The sequence below is a fragment of the Edaphobacter sp. 12200R-103 genome (assembly GCF_010093025.1).
In the GTDB taxonomy this organism is placed as follows: Bacteria; Acidobacteriota; Terriglobia; order Terriglobales; family Acidobacteriaceae; genus Edaphobacter.
Genome location: NZ_CP048114.1, coordinates 2,004,106 through 2,019,179 on the forward strand (window position 1 = coordinate 2,004,106; position 15,074 = coordinate 2,019,179).

Below are 15,074 nucleotides of genomic sequence, written 5' to 3' on the forward strand. Positions count from 1 at the left end.
GAGCCTCTTATGTGTTGAATGCCATTTCCCCATGTCCCAGAAGGATAAGATCTGGCGGGCTCTTCCCATTGAACGTGCCACCTACTATGCACGATTTATCAAGGACTACGAAGCAATTCGTACGGCAGAAGGCAGAGGAAGCGCCGACAGCAGCTACTATCTACGGCTTCCTTTTGCGACTCATAGCGACCACAATGCCGAGCAATGGAAAATCCGCGCTGCGACATATCGGTACTTCAAACAGATACTTCTTCCGCAGATCAGCTCGAATTCACAGGGAGCCGGAAACATTCTCGACATTGGCGCCGGAAACGGCTGGCTCAGTTATCGGCTTTCTCAGGCCGGAATGATCGTCGTGGCTATCGATTTACTTACAAATACTTTAGACGGCCTGGGTGCCGCAAGCCATTACGACACCTACCTCAAGTGTCCCTTCCTTCGAATTCAAGCAGAGAGCGATCGCCTTCCTCTTTGCGACGCCCAGTTTGATGCTGTCATCTTTAATGCATCTTTCCACTACGCCGAAAATTACCTCCGGACACTGCACGAGGCTCTGCGCTGTCTTCGCCCTGGAGGTATGGTCATCATCGCCGATTCCCCCTGGTATGCGCATGAAGACAGCGGATGGAAGATGCTTGCTGAGAGGCGATCACAGTTCTTCAATCGATTTGGCATATTCTCGGACTCCATCTGCAGCCAGGAGTTTCTTACAGATGAGCGCCTGGACCAGTTGGCCCACAATCTGGGGATTCGCTGGGAACGCCACACTCCTTTCTACGGCTTACGTTGGTATCTTCGCCCGTTGATTGCGAAGCTCAAAGGGAAACGAGAGCCATCAACATTTCGAATCTATGTTGCAAAAAAGCCTGCATGATCATTCTCTTCCATCCTCGTGCAACGAAGCCCCGCAACTGTCGTATGCCACTTGCCATACTCGCACTTGCAGCGGTTCTTGAGGGACGCGAGACCTATGCCATCGTTGATGGCAATCTGGACAATACACCACTTGACTCCATCCTCGACTTGATCGATCACCACCAGGTTGAACTACTAGGTGTCTCTGTCATGCCAGGTCCGCAGATGGTGGCCGGAATGGAGGTCTCGCGAGAGATCCGCCGTCTACGCCCTAATATTCCTATTGTATGGGGCGGCTATTTTCCCTCCATCTATCCCGATGCCGCCCTCAACGCAAAATACGTGGATTATGTGGTTCGCGGACAAGGGGAAGAGACACTACTGGAGTTGATCGAATCCCTGCGAGGGAAACGCAATCTCTCCACCATCCGTGGCCTCTCTTACAAGGATGCATTTGGTCTTCATCGCAACAATCCGGAACGCACAATGAAGGGACCGGATAGCTTTCCGTGGGTGCCATATCACCGTATACCGGTCAAACAATATCTGCGTCCATCTTTCTTCGGAAAGCGTACCGCTGTACATCATGCCAGTGTTGGCTGTCCGTTTAACTGCTCTTTTTGCGGCGTGCATGCCGCATACGGACGTGACGAGAAGATGGAGTCGCCCGAACGAACTTTCGAGATACTCAAACATCTCGTTTCCCTGTACGGTGCCGATTCTGTCCAGTTTTACGATATGAATTTCTTTCTTCGTGAAGACCACGCCCGCAAGCTGTGTGATCTGATAGCACCGCTTCAACTTCGATGGTGGTGCGAGGCTCGGGTCGACATCATGTCCCGATACTCAGACGAGACCATGGCTTCCATCGCACGTGCTGGTTGCGCCATGATCTTCTTCGGAGCTGAATCAGGTGCCGATTGGGTCCTCAAAGACATGCAGAAAGGCATCACCACCGCTCAAACTCTCACCATGGCACGACGTACGCGGCAGTTTGGCATCATTCCCGAGTTCTCCTTCGTCATCGGCAACCCCAAAGATCCAGAGACGGACACACGTGAAACCCTCGCCTTCATTCGAAAGATCAAGAGGATCAACCCTGACAGCGAGATCATCATTCAGCACTATACGCCGACACCTCAACCCGGTCAGATGTATGGTGAGGTCGATGACAAGATCACATTTCCTTCCACACCTGCCGAATGGGCAAGCAAACGATGGCTCGACTTCACGCTACGGATCGATACGGGGGCTCCGTGGCTGCGGAGCAGGACCAAGAGGCTTATCGATAACTTCGAGCTAGTCGTTGCTTCACGCTGGCCGACTGTGCAGGATATTCGTGCGCCGCGATGGAGCCGTTTTTTGCTCAAAGCTCTAAGCGCATGGCGATATAAGCTTCACGTCTACGACCATCCCGTCGAGCTGCAATGGGCACATAACTTTATTAACTTGCGTAAGCCCAAAAGGGAAAGCCTTTGAAAGCTCCAACGAACAGTACGGCGCAGCTGGATAACAGTGCCGCCTTTGCGGCGTGGGCTGAAGTCTACGATACGCAATTGAACCCCATGTTGGCTCTTGAAGAGAGATATCTCAACTGCGTCCTGCCTTCCGTTGATGGCAAGGACGTGCTTGATGCCGGCTGTGGCACTGGGCGTTGGCTTCGACGACTAGCCAATATCGGTTCCCCGCAGTCGCTACACGGTATAGATAGCTCTCCGGAGATGCTTACCTCAGCACGACGGGCTTGCACAAGAGAGACATCACTCATTCTGGCGCAACTACCAACTGTGCCGCTTCTCTCCGCATCGATCGATTTGGCGCTCTGTTCATTTGCACTCAGCTACATCTCTGATCTCGAATCTCTTGCCAGCCAGTTTCGTCGCATTCTTCGAGAGGATGGCGATCTCTTAATAACAGATCTCCATCCCGATACAGCAATGACTCTGGGCTGGCAACGTAGTTTTCGCTCTTCCGAGATAAGCTTTCACCTGCAATTCGAACCACGCCTCATCGAAGCCATATTGCACGCGTTCGACCAACAAGACTTCCAGACAGTCGGCCTCTATCAACCTTCCTTCGGTGAACCCGAATACTCTATCTTCGCCAGTCAGGGCAAACAAGCCTCTTATAACGAGGCTAACGGACAACCCGCAATCTACATCCTCCACCTTAGGCCGAAAACTACTAGGCCCGGCGACCGAATTACATTGGCGAACGCGAACTTTGTCCTCGGTGGTCAGGAGGTTGGAACAGGCAATATCACAATTCACAATGACGCTGTAGCGTCGGTTATCTCAAACTATCCACAACATCGCGCTCACAATGATCTCGATCTATCTGGATATACTCTCTTTCCTGGCCTCATCAATGCGCACGATCATCTGGAGTTCGGCCTGTTTCCCCGCCTCGGCTCTCCTCCATATCAAAACGCCACTGAATGGGCTCGCGACATTCACAATCATTGTCGTCCAATTATCGAAAAGCACACCAGAATACCGCGCGACATTCGTCTATGGTGGGGGGCTCTCCGCAATCTACTATGTGGGGCAACCACGGTCTGTCACCACAATCCGGCTTCCGCTGTCTTTTCCGACCCTCAGTTCCCTGTTCGAGTCCTCACCGAATTCGACTGGGCTCACTCGCTGACGTTCTCCACCAACATCGGTTCCATGCACACCCAGTCCGCCCTGATAAAGCCTTTTATTCTTCACGCCTGTGAAGGAATCGATTCGACCGCCAAGAGTGAGTTCACACAACTGCTCGACATGAATGTGCTCGATGAGCGGACAGTGCTCGTGCATGGCCTGGCGATGGACGTCGACGAGATTATCAGGTTGAATCAATGCGGCGCATCATTGATCAGCTGCCCTTCGTCCAATCAATTTCTTTTCTCTCAGACTCCCTCAATCGAACAGCTATCAGCCGTAGACCGACTCGCCATCGGTAGCGATTCATCGCTGACTGCGGATGGAGACCTGTTGGATGAGATCAGATTCTGTCATACCCACCTCCAGCTCTCCTCCGGTAAACTCTTCAACTTTGCCATGCATGCTCCAGCTATAGTTCTTCAGCTTAAAGGCTATGCAGGATGCCTCATGCCAGGAGGCCCTGCGGACCTCTTCGCAGTTCGATCTTGCTCACAGCTACCGGCACAACAATTGGTTTCCCTCAGCTGGCGTGACATTGAACTCGTCATCATAGCAGGCACGATACGCCTCGCATCCAATGAGATGATGCATCGAATTCCGGCTGAACTGACCAATAGCCTGTCACCCCTGTTGATAGACGGAGTCACACGCTGGATCGCAGCCCCCGTCACATCACTTTTCGAAGCTGCCGCTGGCGTTCTGGGCACAGACCGAGTCTGCCTCAACGGTCGACTCATAGCTATTCCAGAGGCACAGCATGTCCACTAATCTGGTTTTCTTTATTTCAGGCGCGGTATAACGCACCTCAACGAGATGGTCGATGTCCACTGAGATTATCGCGATCAAGTCCCCGATAACCGCGAACGATATCCCCGGCGAAATCCGATCTCTGCCGATCCTCATCCTTAACGTGCATGAGAATTGCAATTGCCGATGCATAATGTGCGATATCTGGAAACGCCCTGCCGGAAAAGAACTCGAGCTTGACCAGGTTCGCAAATATCAGAAGGATCTACAGAAACTTGGCGTGCAACAGGTCGTATTCACGGGTGGCGAGCCATTGCTTCATTCACACTTTGAAGATCTTTGTACGTTCTTCCGCGGATGCTCTACACGGATAACTCTCCTCAGCACGGGACTCTTGCTTAAGAAGCGCGCCCAGATTATTGCCGACCATGTCGATGAGGTCATCGTCTCGCTCGATGGTCCTGAAGAAACACACAACCGAATCCGGAACATCCCTCACGCCTTCCAACTCATACATGAAGGCATCGCGGCTATTAGGCGTCTACGGCCCAATATATCCATTCATGCACGGAGCACCGTGCAGTGCCGTAACTTCGCTCAGCTGCGACAAACTGTTGCGGCCGCAAAATCTCTCGAATGCACCTCTATATCGTTTTTGGCAGTCGATACTTCGTCACAAGCATTCAACCGCGAGTTGATCTGGCCCCAAGAGACTCAACAACAGATCGGCCTCACGTCCGCTCAGATCTCGACCCTCGAAGAAGAGATCGAGCTCCTTATCCTGCATAATGCCGTCGATCTTCAGAATGGATACATCGTTGAAGGCCCTGAAAAGCTACGCCGCATCGCGCGTTACTTTCGCAGTCGTCTGGGTGAACTTCCCTCTATCGCGCCGCCCTGTAACGCTCCCTGGGTCTCTGCCGTTCTCGAGGTGGATGGCTCTCTTCGGCCCTGCTTCTTTCATCGTATCGTCGCAGAGACACGGGAACAGTCGCTCATAGAAGCACTCAACTCTAGCGCAGCTATTCAATTTCGCCGGACACTCAATATCGCCGAAGATCGCACCTGTCAAAATTGCGTTTGCTCACTCAACTACCGCGTGCGTGAAACCTGAACCACGCAGGCGCCACATCATTCCGTGGAATATCGTCCGACAATGCAATCGCGAATAGGCGATGGATCTTCTGCAGCAATAGGCCAGCAAGCGAAGAATACTTTTCCCTCTCGTCTGGCGGATCTTCCGATCATTAAGCACAACAAATTCAAGATCGGGATCGGGCAGGCGGTGGGGGAAAAATGTCCTGCGAATAATTGTCTTCCTGAGATGGCGATGGCTCTGGCTCAACAGGCTCCAGTGTAGCCATACGGCATCTTTATTCTCACGAAACGGCAGCTCCATGGGCACATGTCCGAAGTTTTCAAGCCATGACCTCTGTGCTCTCGGCAACCCGTCAAGCACCTCGCGGGCAACGTCCGGCATATCGCATCCAAAGCATCGCGCTGCCAACTTGAATGCAATCACTTCTTTCGCACGCAGATCTTCGCTATGCTGCGACTGCCACCTGCTCCAGAACGCTTCATCATGCATCTTCCTGTCGAGAAACTCCGCCATCTCATAAACATGATGAATTACCGTGTCATAAACCAGAAGGTTCCTCAGGATATGCATCGACTGGTGGCCCAGAAGATCAATATCCTGCAGTACAGGAACCTTCATGCCTTCAATACAACGCGTGACTCTGCGCTTGAAGAAACCTCGAATCTCATCTTCATGCTGTAGTAACGTAACTTTTTCATTCCAAAGACTATGGTGCAGTTCAATGGAGAGCGGCATCTCAGGATCGAATGCATTACCGCGCCAGGTCCATTGGCCCAGCCGGTACAGGGTAGGACTATGGTCCGCTCTGCGAAAATCCACTGTTGTATTCGGCTGATATCCGGCCGACACAAGCGCCGCTTGTGCAACGGCAATAGCTTCAGGGCCGCAGTACATATCGATGTCTGACTGTTGCCGCAGCCACGGAGACTCCACGAACTCCGGCGCAAGTGTAAATCCCTTGATCACCACGTACTCGATTCCCGCCTTTGCCAGACAGGCGTCTGCCTCCAGATAGGTGTCCTTTACGCGACAAAAACGTTCCTGGTTATCTTTCAGGTTGCTATCAAGCCTGCTTCTAACCCATTCGGGCAATTTCAGCGATCTCTTCTTTGCGAGTGGCAGCGTCAGGTGCGCCAGATCGCTAAAATGCAGCAAATTCTCCCATTGCTGATCACTAAGGGCCATCATATTTTCCACTGGATGCTTACGATGAAGTGCCGCGTATAGAGCGACTGCTTCAGAGGGAATCACCGGCCGTTTTAAAATATCTACCTTATCCTGCACTTGCTCCCCTCTATTGTTTCCGACAGAAGTTGAACAGCCGAATCAAGGTCTGTATATCTCATCTCGAACATCTGAGCACCGAGCAGCCGTTCCAACGCTTCATCTGTCGGCGATCCATGGGGGGCAGGCACCAGAAGAAACTTTTTAAAGTAATTTTTGACTTGGTCTCTCGCGATTGCGTGGAGCCCGGGGGCCAGTTCTCCACTGCGATTCAAAAACAAGATAAACCGGATGTCTGTGAAATCTGCCTGTCTAATGCCTGGCAGTTCGTTCGTGCCCACCTCGATCGAAGGTTTCCCCGCAACGCGTGGCGTATTCTCTCTTCCGCTCAACTCCGTAAAAAGCCCCGCAGAGGCATCTCGAAACCTTATCTGGTGGCAGTTCCCTACGACCCTGGCGTGTTCTCCTTCCAGTAGCAGATAACTGGCGTCGTCCGAAACATAGCTCCAACCTGACCGCGCACAGGCATAAGCCAGTGTCGTCTTGCCAGCACCGGACTCACCACACAGCAACACACCTGTTCCGTTCCACGCAATAGACGCTCCATGCAGAGCAACCGCGCGCAGGGTCGATATCATCGATAAGGCAATTGCCTCCAGCACGTAATAGCGAAGGTGAAGCTCCATCTTCAGGAACATCTCGGCCAGCATCCCGCGTGCAACCCCCTGTCCGAGATCAGCCACAACAACGCTCTTTTCATCGAACGCGACTGTCAGCAGTTCACCATCTATTTGCACTGAGGGTGCTTTTATCAAGCTCTTCAACTCTCCCTCACCAAACTTAAGCTCGATGACAAGTGGCTCACTGGAACTCATAGGAGTGAATTTGCTCCAGCTTCTCCGAGCCATCTCCAGCACCTCGGCTCGATTCGTCACAATACGAACTGGGAAACCGAGCGGAAAGAAGAGTTCGCTGCAATAGCCTGAGGACAGCTTCCTCCGGTCCACCGTCGCATTGCACTCACTTGGCATATTCATCTTCCGAATAAGCTCGCGGCTGTCCCAGACTTCCGGCTGGGGGTAAATGCCTCAGATACACTACGATCGACCACATATCCCGATCGCTCAAAATTCCCTTGGAGGCCGGCATGCCCGAAGGGCGAATACCGTTCTCGATGATCCATTTCAGCTGCCCGTCGTCATAGCTCTGCACCATACTGGAATTCAGCGGCGGTATTGCAGGTGACATGCTAGCTGCGAAGGGTACTCCAGTATTTTGTCCATCTCTCCCATGACATACAACGCAGTATGAGGAAAACATCTTCTTCCCTTGTTCTACTGTCTCAGCCGTACTGTGGATTGGATTGATATCCTTTTTTCCTCCAACAGTCAGATGATGTTTTGTCCACTGAATGAACGTCGTCTCCAGTTTGCCTGCAGGAGCAACGCGACATCCCTGCAGCGCAAAGCAGGTCATTCCCAGAGCAGCGCAAATCATGAGACGGCAGGCCAATTTCTTAGTCCGTCACGTGAACTGTGAACTTCATCGTCCCATGGCCGACGCCGCAGAACCTGCCACACTGTCCCAGGAAGTCCCCTGTCGACTGCGGAGTGATTATCACGTCCCCGGGGCTTCCTTTGCTCACCTCGAGATTGATGCCCAGGTCTGGCAGGGAGAGACTATGCGAAACATCCTCTGAGATCAACCGGATATCGACTGTCTCCCCTTTCTTCAGCACGACCTCTGACGGCGAGAAGGCAAAGCGCTTTACATGTACTTCGATGGTCCGCGATACCTCATCCGATTTGGTTCTAGCCTGACAAGGCTGTAAGGCCAGCCCACCCAACAGAATGGCCATCATCAACTTCCGCATCTTCACCCCCGTGAACTCGAAAAACCTTCCCGCAGTACGACAAAATCGCACCGCGATCCTGGATACGAGGTGAGTATAAGTAGTTCCTTTTGTCTGGGTTGTCACTACCCCGTCTTGTGCTTGTCAAACTACTCTTTATCATTGGCATCACAACGTTCGGATCAGCCATTCCCCCGCGGCTGCACGAAGACGCATTTGTCTGGATTTTGTCATTGGATTGTATTTTTGTGATATTTCCGTAACATCTGTGTCGCGTTCTTGACACACTTACTATGAGGAGGAGGCCGTAACATGCATAAGATTCTCGTCATAGAAGACGACCCGCGCATACAGAAGGCACTTCAGCGACAGTTTATGCTTGAAGGGTTTGACGTCATCATCACAGGGAACGGCAACGAAGGCGTTGCCGCGGTTCAGGCCGCACGCCCCGATGCCATTATCCTTGATCTTATGCTGCCTGGGATGTCCGGACGCGATGTATGCCGAACCATTCGGCAGTCAATGCCCGACATACCGATCCTTATATTAAGCGCCGTCTCCGAAGTCGCGGACAAAGTGCTTCTCCTGGAACTCGGCGCCGACGATTACGTCACCAAGCCCTTCAGTCCGCGCGAGCTTCTCGCCCGTGTGCAGGTCGCGCTCCGACGTCGCCGCCGGGATGAGCCTGCCGAGACTGCACGCTTTGGGAATATTACCGCTGATTTTGCGCGCATGGAGGTACGCAAGGATGGTGCGCTCATCGCCATGACAGCACAAGAGCTCAAGCTTCTCCGCTACTTCATCGAGCACGCCGAGCACGTTATTACCCGAGAGAAGCTGCTGATTGACGTCTGGGGTTACAACTCCTATCCCACCACACGCACCGTCGACAATCAGGTGCTGAAGCTAAGGCAAAAGCTGGAGCCTGATCCCGCAAATCCGCAATATTTCCGCACATTGCACGGCATCGGCTACAAATTCGTCGGTAATATCTCAAACTAAGATGCTCAGCCCCAACTTCCTCCAACGATTCCGCATGCGCACCACGCTCCTGGTACCGTTGCTGATCGTCTTTCTCGGATGGACCCTGCTGAGCATTCTCATTCTTCGCATTATCGTCGAACAGCAGACACGGAATGAACTCGCCTCCGATCTCAGTCACTCCATATCTACGTATCAGAATCTGCAGCGCCAGCATCACGGCCTGATGCTGCGCCAGGCAGCTCTTATCGCCGACCTCCCGACTATTAAGGCGCTCATGACCTCAAATGATCGCCACACGATTCAGGATGGCAGCGCAGGATTCTGGCACACCAGTGACAGCGATCTCTTTGCCCTCTTCGATGCAAATCTCAATCTCTCCGCGGCCTATCGCCGGGGCGGAGCGCTTCCAGACGCCACGCTCGAGCAGGCTCTCTCCGACCATCTCAAGAGTGGCGAGGATCACTTTTATGTGGTTCTCGGTGGCATTCTCTATGAGATCGCGGTGCAGCCGATCATCTTTGGCGACCACACCAGCGGCACACTGCTGGGCTATCTTCTCGTCGGGTATGCATTGGACTCTCAGGTGGCTCGTCAGGTCAGCGAGGCGGCTGCGGCTGAAGTTCTCTTTTCCAACGGAAATACCTATCTCGCTGGCACACTCAGCCCCGCGCTGCATGATCAGCTCATCGCTGACCTGCCTCACATCCAATCCACCGGAAACGCCCAGACAATTCGTCTCGATGGCCAGCGTTATCTTGCCACGGCATTGCCACTAGAACCTGGCGCGCCGGGCGTGCCGGCTCCTCATCTGGTGGTGCTCAAATCTTTCCAGCAGGGACAGGCCCTTATTCGTCGTGTCAATCGCTGGGTTGCCACTCTCAGCATCCTTGTCGTATGCGCTGGAATGATCATCCTCCTCTCGGTCTCTCGCTCCATTACTCGGCCGATCAACTCGCTGATGCATGGCGTACGTGCAATGACTGGCGGAGACTATACATATTCGCTTGAAGTGAAAGGTGGCGCTGAAGAGATACGCGAGCTGAGTCGCTCTTTCGACCGCATGCGAGCCCAGTTGGATCAATCGCGAAAGGAGCTCGTCCAATCGGAGCGCCTCGCCACCATCGGCCGCATGGCAAGCTCAATCTCACACGATCTTCGTCACCACCTCTCGGCCATGTATGCAAATGCGGAGTTCATGTGTAATCCGGCACTTCCCCAGACAGAGCGCGAAGAGCTGCTGACCGAGGTCCGAACCGCCGTCCATGATATGACGGATCTTCTCGAATCGCTTCTGCTCTTCAGTCAGACCGGTAAGGCTCTCCAATGTGTGACCGAAACCATGTCCACGGTGCTGAAGCGCTCAATCAACACCATCCGCTCTCATCCGGCGGCTCATAATGTCTCCCTCTCTCTCGATGCACCGTCCAACATTCAGGGATATGTAGATACGCGCAAACTGGGCCGTGCAATCTATAACCTTCTGCTCAACGCTTGCGAAGCCGCTCAGCGATCACCCTCTCCAGCTGTCCATGTCCAGCTCACGCAGGATGAAAATATGATCTACATCAGGATCATTGACAATGGTCCCGGCGTGTCAGAGTCCGTCCGCAAAACCATGTTTCTTCCCTTTGTCAGCGAAGGAAAACAAAGCGGCACCGGACTCGGCCTTACACTCGCCGAACACATCGCATCCGAGCATGGCGGCGCAATTGCCTTTGAACGCACGGACGATCATCTCACCATTTTTTCTCTCGTTCTCCCCCGAAACACATGGCCCGATCCCCCAGGATCGCAAGAAGGCTCCAATGAAGATATCTCGAAGGTGACACAGTGACAGATCACTCTTCTATCCGCCTCTCAGTCATCCTGTTTATCGTTTTCTGCGTATCTTTTGGATCGGCTCATGCACAGACGCAAGAAACGAACCCCGCTCCAACTCAGGCCCAGCTCCAAAGCCTTGCATCTCGTCTCGCAGATGCTGAAAAGCGCCTTCAACAGTCCCAGCAGGAGATGGAGCGCCTACGTGAGCAGATCAGCGAGATGCAAAGTGAACTTTCCGCGCTGCATACTCCAACGACAACTCCAACTCCGGCTACAGTTCCTACACCCACAGCTCCGCTCATCGCCGCCGGGACCGCGTCCTCTTCAACTTCAACCGCGGATATCAAGGAACAGCTCGCCATGATTCAATCTCAGGTCGAACAGCACGATCAGATTAAAGTTGAAAGTGCCTCCAAATATCCTGTACGGCTGACCGGACTTGTTCTCTTCAACGCTTTTTCTAATCACGGTGGCGTCGACAACTTCGATCAGCCTGGTTTCGCGATTCCGCAAAGCTACGATACGCCGTCGCAGACTTTTGGCGCGAGCCTCCGTCAAACCATCCTTGGCATCCAGGCTAACGGCCCTCATCTTGCCGGCGCTTCCAGTTACGCCGAGGTAAACATGGATTTCTACGGAGGCATTCCATATAGCAGCTATAGTTCCAGCGGAGGGAATAGTTACGGCTCGGGTGGAGGCATCGTTCGCATGCGCACAGCCTTAGCCAGCTTGCTTTGGAGTAAAGATACCCTTGAAGCAGGTTTCGTCGCTCCTCTCATCTCTCCTCTTTCACCTACGTCTTATGCCTCCGTCGCCGAACCCGCCATGGCAGGAGCTGGAAACCTATGGGTGTGGGCGCCACAGCTCCGCTACCTGCATCGTTTTGATACCTCCTCGCGCGGCAACTTCTCCTGGGAGTTCGGACTCTGGGATCCACCCTCGGCCGGATACACCAATACCAGTGTCTATCGCACTCCCTCCCCGGGAGAGCGCAGCGGCCAGCCAGCCTACGAATCGCGAATTTCGTGGAATCGCGGAGATCCTGATTCACCCGGTCAGTTGCAACTTGGCCTCGGCGGGTACTACTCCCGTATGGCCTATACAAACCGCAACGGAGATTCGTATGCGGTCACTGGAGACTGGAAGGTTCCACTCACCCATCGCTTTGAGATCAGCGGAGAAGCCTATCGCGGACGGGCCATCGGCGGGCTTGGTGGCGGCGTATACAAAAATGCCGTCACTGGAAGCGATCCCATCACCGGCGCCTCCACCTTCCGCCTGTTGAACGATGCGGGAGGATGGGCTCAAGCCAAATTCCGCTTCACAAACGTCCTGGAGACCAACGGAGCCTTCGGCCTTGACAACGGCTTCTCGCGCGACTTCCACTCGTTGGTCCTTCCATCAGATGCCAGTGCCATGCAGCTTCGAGCACGCAACCAGATGTGGTCTGCAAATCTCATTTACACACCGAAGACCTATCTCATCTTCTCACCCGAATTCCGTCACATCCGCACATTCAATATCAACAGCGATTCATCCTCAGCAGACATCTTCACGCTTTCATTGGGATACCGTTTTTAAACTTTAGGCAGGCATACATGATCGAACATGGAATTCGCCGATGGACAGTTGCGCTGTTGATCGCAGCCTGCACTTCTTATGCCCATTGCTCGGAGATTACAGCCACCGTCCACATAGACCATGCAACGCCACACCAGGTATCTCCCGCCAATGTCGTCGTCTGGCTCACCCCCATGAGCACATCTCTTCCTGTTCCCACACCAAAAACCAATGTGAAACTAACCCAGAAAAACAAGGAGTTTCTGCCTCACCTGCTCGTTGTTCCCACCGGCACAAGCGTTGAGTTCCCAAATATGGATCCTTTTTTCCATAATGTCTTCTCGTTGTTCAATGGAAAACGCTTTGACCTTGGACTTTACGAGGCGGGCAGTCACCGTTCTGTTCTTTTTGATCGCGAAGGAGTCTCCTACATCTTCTGCAATATTCATCCACAGATGGCCGCCGTGGTCGTTTCTCTCAACTCCCCATGGTATGCGATCTCCGATCCTGCAGGCTCCATCGTTATTCACGACGTTCCACCGGGCCGTTACCACCTCCATGTATGGGCGGAACAATTGGCGCTGTCTTCTTCGACACGAAACAACGAAATTATTGATGTACCAAAGGAAAGGTATGAGTTGGGGAACCTGGATTTTCACCGGACCAACACACTAACGATGCATCACAAAAATAAATTCGGCAAGGACTATGCGCCGGAAGTCCACGCTGATTATTGATGCGATCATGCAACTCTCGATGAGAGTCACGGCCTTCCAATTCACAGAGCGGTTCCATCTTCATCAGAACGTTCCCTCTCCTTGCCCCGGACGCCAGCAGGCATTCCCAAGACCAAAATGGCCATCCCGGTACTTACCAGGATGGCCATCATCAAGATCTCGTAGTCAAGTTTGGCTAGCTAGCCATCGTGCCACGCCACGCGGGCTCGTCTACGGCAAACGCCTTGAGAGCCTCCTGCCTGCCTTGCAGTGTTCGGCAGAGAAAACATTCCTGACGATGATTTGCAATCGCGTGCTTCACCGCAGCCATCTCCACCTCAGCCTTGCTGCAATCTGCAGTCGAGCCGCCGAAGACGTCCGTATCGCCGAGACCACGATAGGCCTCAATGAGGCGATTTCTCAGCACATCCATGTGGGGGCACCGTAATTCATGCATACCTAAACCTCTGACAGAAAATTTTGCATAATTACAACAACTGTTTTTGGAGAAGAGCGACAAGCCTGGCGGCTAAAGTAGATCCTGGTTCACTCTCTATATCAGATAGGATGCTGAACCTCGGTGGCTCGTTGCTCAATACGTCCTCGATCCCGCGGTCTGGTCAACTCGACATGCGCATCGATCCTCACGATCCACTGACCTCTTTTATTAGGAGTGATAGTCGCATCGTCCGCAGTTCGCTCGCGCTCGGGGCAGGCGCGTCGGCGGACACGTACCCTGGATCTTCGATGGAAATGATTGATTCTATGGTGGAGCTGAGCGGGATCGAACCGCTGACCTCCTCGTTGCGAATTCAGGTTACTGACGAACAGGGGACGAGACCAAGAAAGCCAGAGAGAGTGTGAATGGCAGCAAATGCCAATATTTTTCAATGATTTGCAGCTAATTAGATAATACTGAGCGAGACTGAGAGAGCCACAGCGATTCCGATAGGGATGACGCAGTTACGACACAAACTACGACACACATACCTTCTCCCGAAGAGGTAGAGAAGACGTCGGTCTCTGCGCCTTTGGCCTTGAGTTGTTCTCTCGCGATGTATTGTTCGACATCAATTCATCATCATTCCACTGGTCGCCTGTGAGGTGCGGCCGATAAGTGGCTTGCCGTTTCTCGTCAACTGAGAACCAAATTGGCAGGACAAAGGTTACGGACTTTACTCCTTAGGGGTGAGACTAACGCATCCATGTCTGCTCTATGATCCAAGGAGGTCGGGCGAGTGGGCGCGCAACACGATTCGCCAGTGGTGAGAAGCGCCTTATGCATGTGCTGCGCTTCGACTGGCGGTGAACGTTCCTGTGAGTCCTATTGGCTGGAAGTTTCCTCGGCCTGTAATAGTGCCGTTTTCTTCAATTGTGCCGGTCCAGAGGATGGTAAAGGTCTGGTCCTGATATTCGCTGTCATGAGCGAATGCCACCCTGTTGCCATCGACTGAGCCGATCAAAGGGTACTGCTTCGGCCCCACGCAGCCTGACCCACTCAGCTGGTTTCCAGCTTGAATGAGGGCAAGCTTCACGTTGACGGGCTGTCCCTGAATATTGCCTGTCAC

The 15,074-nt window shown here is 53.1% G+C and carries 14 protein-coding genes; 8 read left to right on the top strand and 6 right to left on the bottom strand.

Annotated elements, in window-relative coordinates:
* Positions 1 to 31 precede the first annotated feature (31 nt).
* The 4 genes from GWR55_RS08370 to GWR55_RS08385 are packed head-to-tail and all read left to right on the top strand — an operon-like array spanning position 32 to position 5,364.
* Complete coding sequence (locus tag GWR55_RS08370) at positions 32 to 874, top strand: class I SAM-dependent methyltransferase (RefSeq protein WP_202925599.1); 843 nt, start codon at positions 32 to 34, stop codon at positions 872 to 874.
* Positions 871 to 2,334 carry a B12-binding domain-containing radical SAM protein gene (locus tag GWR55_RS08375; RefSeq protein ID WP_162401864.1) on the top strand — a complete coding sequence of 488 codons (1,464 nt, stop codon included), beginning with the start codon at positions 871 to 873 and terminating at the stop codon, positions 2,332 to 2,334. The genes GWR55_RS08370 and GWR55_RS08375 overlap by 4 nt, the downstream gene beginning before the upstream one ends.
* The gene (locus tag GWR55_RS08380) at positions 2,331 to 4,271 is read left to right on the top strand and encodes a methyltransferase domain-containing protein (RefSeq protein WP_162401865.1); all 1,941 of its coding nucleotides are present in this window, start codon (positions 2,331 to 2,333) and stop codon (positions 4,269 to 4,271) included. Before GWR55_RS08375 ends, GWR55_RS08380 begins: the two co-directional genes overlap by 4 nt.
* 52 nt (positions 4,272 to 4,323) lie before the next feature.
* On the top strand, positions 4,324 to 5,364 hold the full coding sequence (locus tag GWR55_RS08385; RefSeq protein ID WP_162401866.1) for a radical SAM protein: 1,041 nt from the start codon (positions 4,324 to 4,326) through the stop codon (positions 5,362 to 5,364).
* On the opposite strand, the gene GWR55_RS08390 is transcribed toward GWR55_RS08385, so the two are convergent.
* The 4 genes from GWR55_RS08390 to GWR55_RS08405 form a co-directional block, all read right to left on the bottom strand.
* A complete protein-coding gene (locus GWR55_RS08390) occupies positions 5,335 to 6,633 on the bottom strand; it encodes a nucleotidyltransferase family protein (RefSeq protein ID WP_162401867.1) in 1,299 nt (432 codons plus the stop codon). The genes GWR55_RS08385 and GWR55_RS08390 overlap by 30 nt on opposite strands.
* On the bottom strand, positions 6,618 to 7,448 hold the full coding sequence (locus GWR55_RS08395) for an HPr kinase/phosphorylase (RefSeq protein ID WP_162401868.1): 831 nt from the start codon (positions 7,446 to 7,448) through the stop codon (positions 6,618 to 6,620). The genes GWR55_RS08390 and GWR55_RS08395 overlap by 16 nt, the downstream gene beginning before the upstream one ends.
* A 145-nt stretch (positions 7,449 to 7,593) precedes the next feature.
* A complete protein-coding gene (locus tag GWR55_RS08400) occupies positions 7,594 to 8,049 on the bottom strand; it encodes a c-type cytochrome (protein ID WP_238398721.1) in 456 nt (151 codons plus the stop codon).
* Between the two features lie 40 nt (positions 8,050 to 8,089).
* A complete protein-coding gene (locus tag GWR55_RS08405) occupies positions 8,090 to 8,446 on the bottom strand; it encodes a cupredoxin domain-containing protein (RefSeq protein WP_238398722.1) in 357 nt (118 codons plus the stop codon).
* Positions 8,447 to 8,737: 291 nt separating this feature from the next.
* Between GWR55_RS08405 and GWR55_RS08410 the strand changes: the two genes are divergently transcribed.
* The 4 genes from GWR55_RS08410 (at position 8,738) to GWR55_RS08425 (ending at position 13,527) form a co-directional block, all read left to right on the top strand.
* Positions 8,738 to 9,427, top strand: coding sequence for a response regulator transcription factor (locus tag GWR55_RS08410; protein ID WP_162401870.1), 690 nt, complete (start codon positions 8,738 to 8,740; stop codon positions 9,425 to 9,427).
* 34 nt (positions 9,428 to 9,461) lie between these two features.
* Positions 9,462 to 11,243 carry a HAMP domain-containing sensor histidine kinase gene (locus GWR55_RS08415; protein WP_162401871.1) on the top strand — a complete coding sequence of 594 codons (1,782 nt, stop codon included), beginning with the start codon at positions 9,462 to 9,464 and terminating at the stop codon, positions 11,241 to 11,243.
* A gap of 176 nt (positions 11,244 to 11,419) precedes the next feature.
* A complete protein-coding gene (locus GWR55_RS08420; RefSeq protein WP_162401872.1) occupies positions 11,420 to 12,811 on the top strand; it encodes a hypothetical protein in 1,392 nt (463 codons plus the stop codon).
* A gap of 17 nt (positions 12,812 to 12,828) precedes the next feature.
* Positions 12,829 to 13,527 (top strand): hypothetical protein, encoded by a 699-nt coding sequence (locus GWR55_RS08425; protein ID WP_162401873.1) that lies wholly within the window; start codon positions 12,829 to 12,831, stop codon positions 13,525 to 13,527.
* A 175-nt stretch (positions 13,528 to 13,702) separates the two neighbouring features.
* On the opposite strand, the gene GWR55_RS08430 is transcribed toward GWR55_RS08425, so the two are convergent.
* Both GWR55_RS08430 and GWR55_RS08435 read right to left on the bottom strand, forming a co-directional pair.
* Positions 13,703 to 13,939: a hypothetical protein gene (locus GWR55_RS08430; protein ID WP_162401874.1), complete on the bottom strand. Its 237-nt coding sequence runs from the start codon at positions 13,937 to 13,939 to the stop codon at positions 13,703 to 13,705.
* An 844-nt stretch (positions 13,940 to 14,783) separates the two neighbouring features.
* Positions 14,784 to 15,074: a hypothetical protein gene (locus GWR55_RS08435; RefSeq protein WP_162401875.1), complete on the bottom strand. Its 291-nt coding sequence runs from the start codon at positions 15,072 to 15,074 to the stop codon at positions 14,784 to 14,786.

Excerpts from the sequence above, each read along its gene's own strand:
- GWR55_RS08370 (WP_202925599.1), top strand. The coding sequence starts at position 32 with ATGTCCCAGAAGGATAAGATCTGGCGGGCTCTTCCCATTGAACGTGCC.
- GWR55_RS08375 (WP_162401864.1), top strand. The coding sequence starts at position 871 with ATGATCATTCTCTTCCATCCTCGTGCAACGAAGCCCCGCAACTGTCGT.
- GWR55_RS08385 (WP_162401866.1), top strand. The coding sequence starts at position 4,324 with ATGTCCACTGAGATTATCGCGATCAAGTCCCCGATAACCGCGAACGAT.
- GWR55_RS08395 (WP_162401868.1), bottom strand. The coding sequence starts at position 7,448 with ATGAGTTCCAGTGAGCCACTTGTCATCGAGCTTAAGTTTGGTGAGGGA.
- GWR55_RS08400 (WP_238398721.1), bottom strand. The coding sequence starts at position 8,049 with ATGACCTGCTTTGCGCTGCAGGGATGTCGCGTTGCTCCTGCAGGCAAA.
- GWR55_RS08405 (WP_238398722.1), bottom strand. The coding sequence starts at position 8,446 with ATGCGGAAGTTGATGATGGCCATTCTGTTGGGTGGGCTGGCCTTACAG.
- GWR55_RS08410 (WP_162401870.1), top strand. The coding sequence starts at position 8,738 with ATGCATAAGATTCTCGTCATAGAAGACGACCCGCGCATACAGAAGGCA.
- GWR55_RS08415 (WP_162401871.1), top strand. The coding sequence starts at position 9,462 with ATGCGCACCACGCTCCTGGTACCGTTGCTGATCGTCTTTCTCGGATGG.
- GWR55_RS08420 (WP_162401872.1), top strand. The coding sequence starts at position 11,420 with ATGGAGCGCCTACGTGAGCAGATCAGCGAGATGCAAAGTGAACTTTCC.
- GWR55_RS08425 (WP_162401873.1), top strand. The coding sequence starts at position 12,829 with ATGATCGAACATGGAATTCGCCGATGGACAGTTGCGCTGTTGATCGCA.
- GWR55_RS08430 (WP_162401874.1), bottom strand. The coding sequence starts at position 13,939 with ATGGATGTGCTGAGAAATCGCCTCATTGAGGCCTATCGTGGTCTCGGC.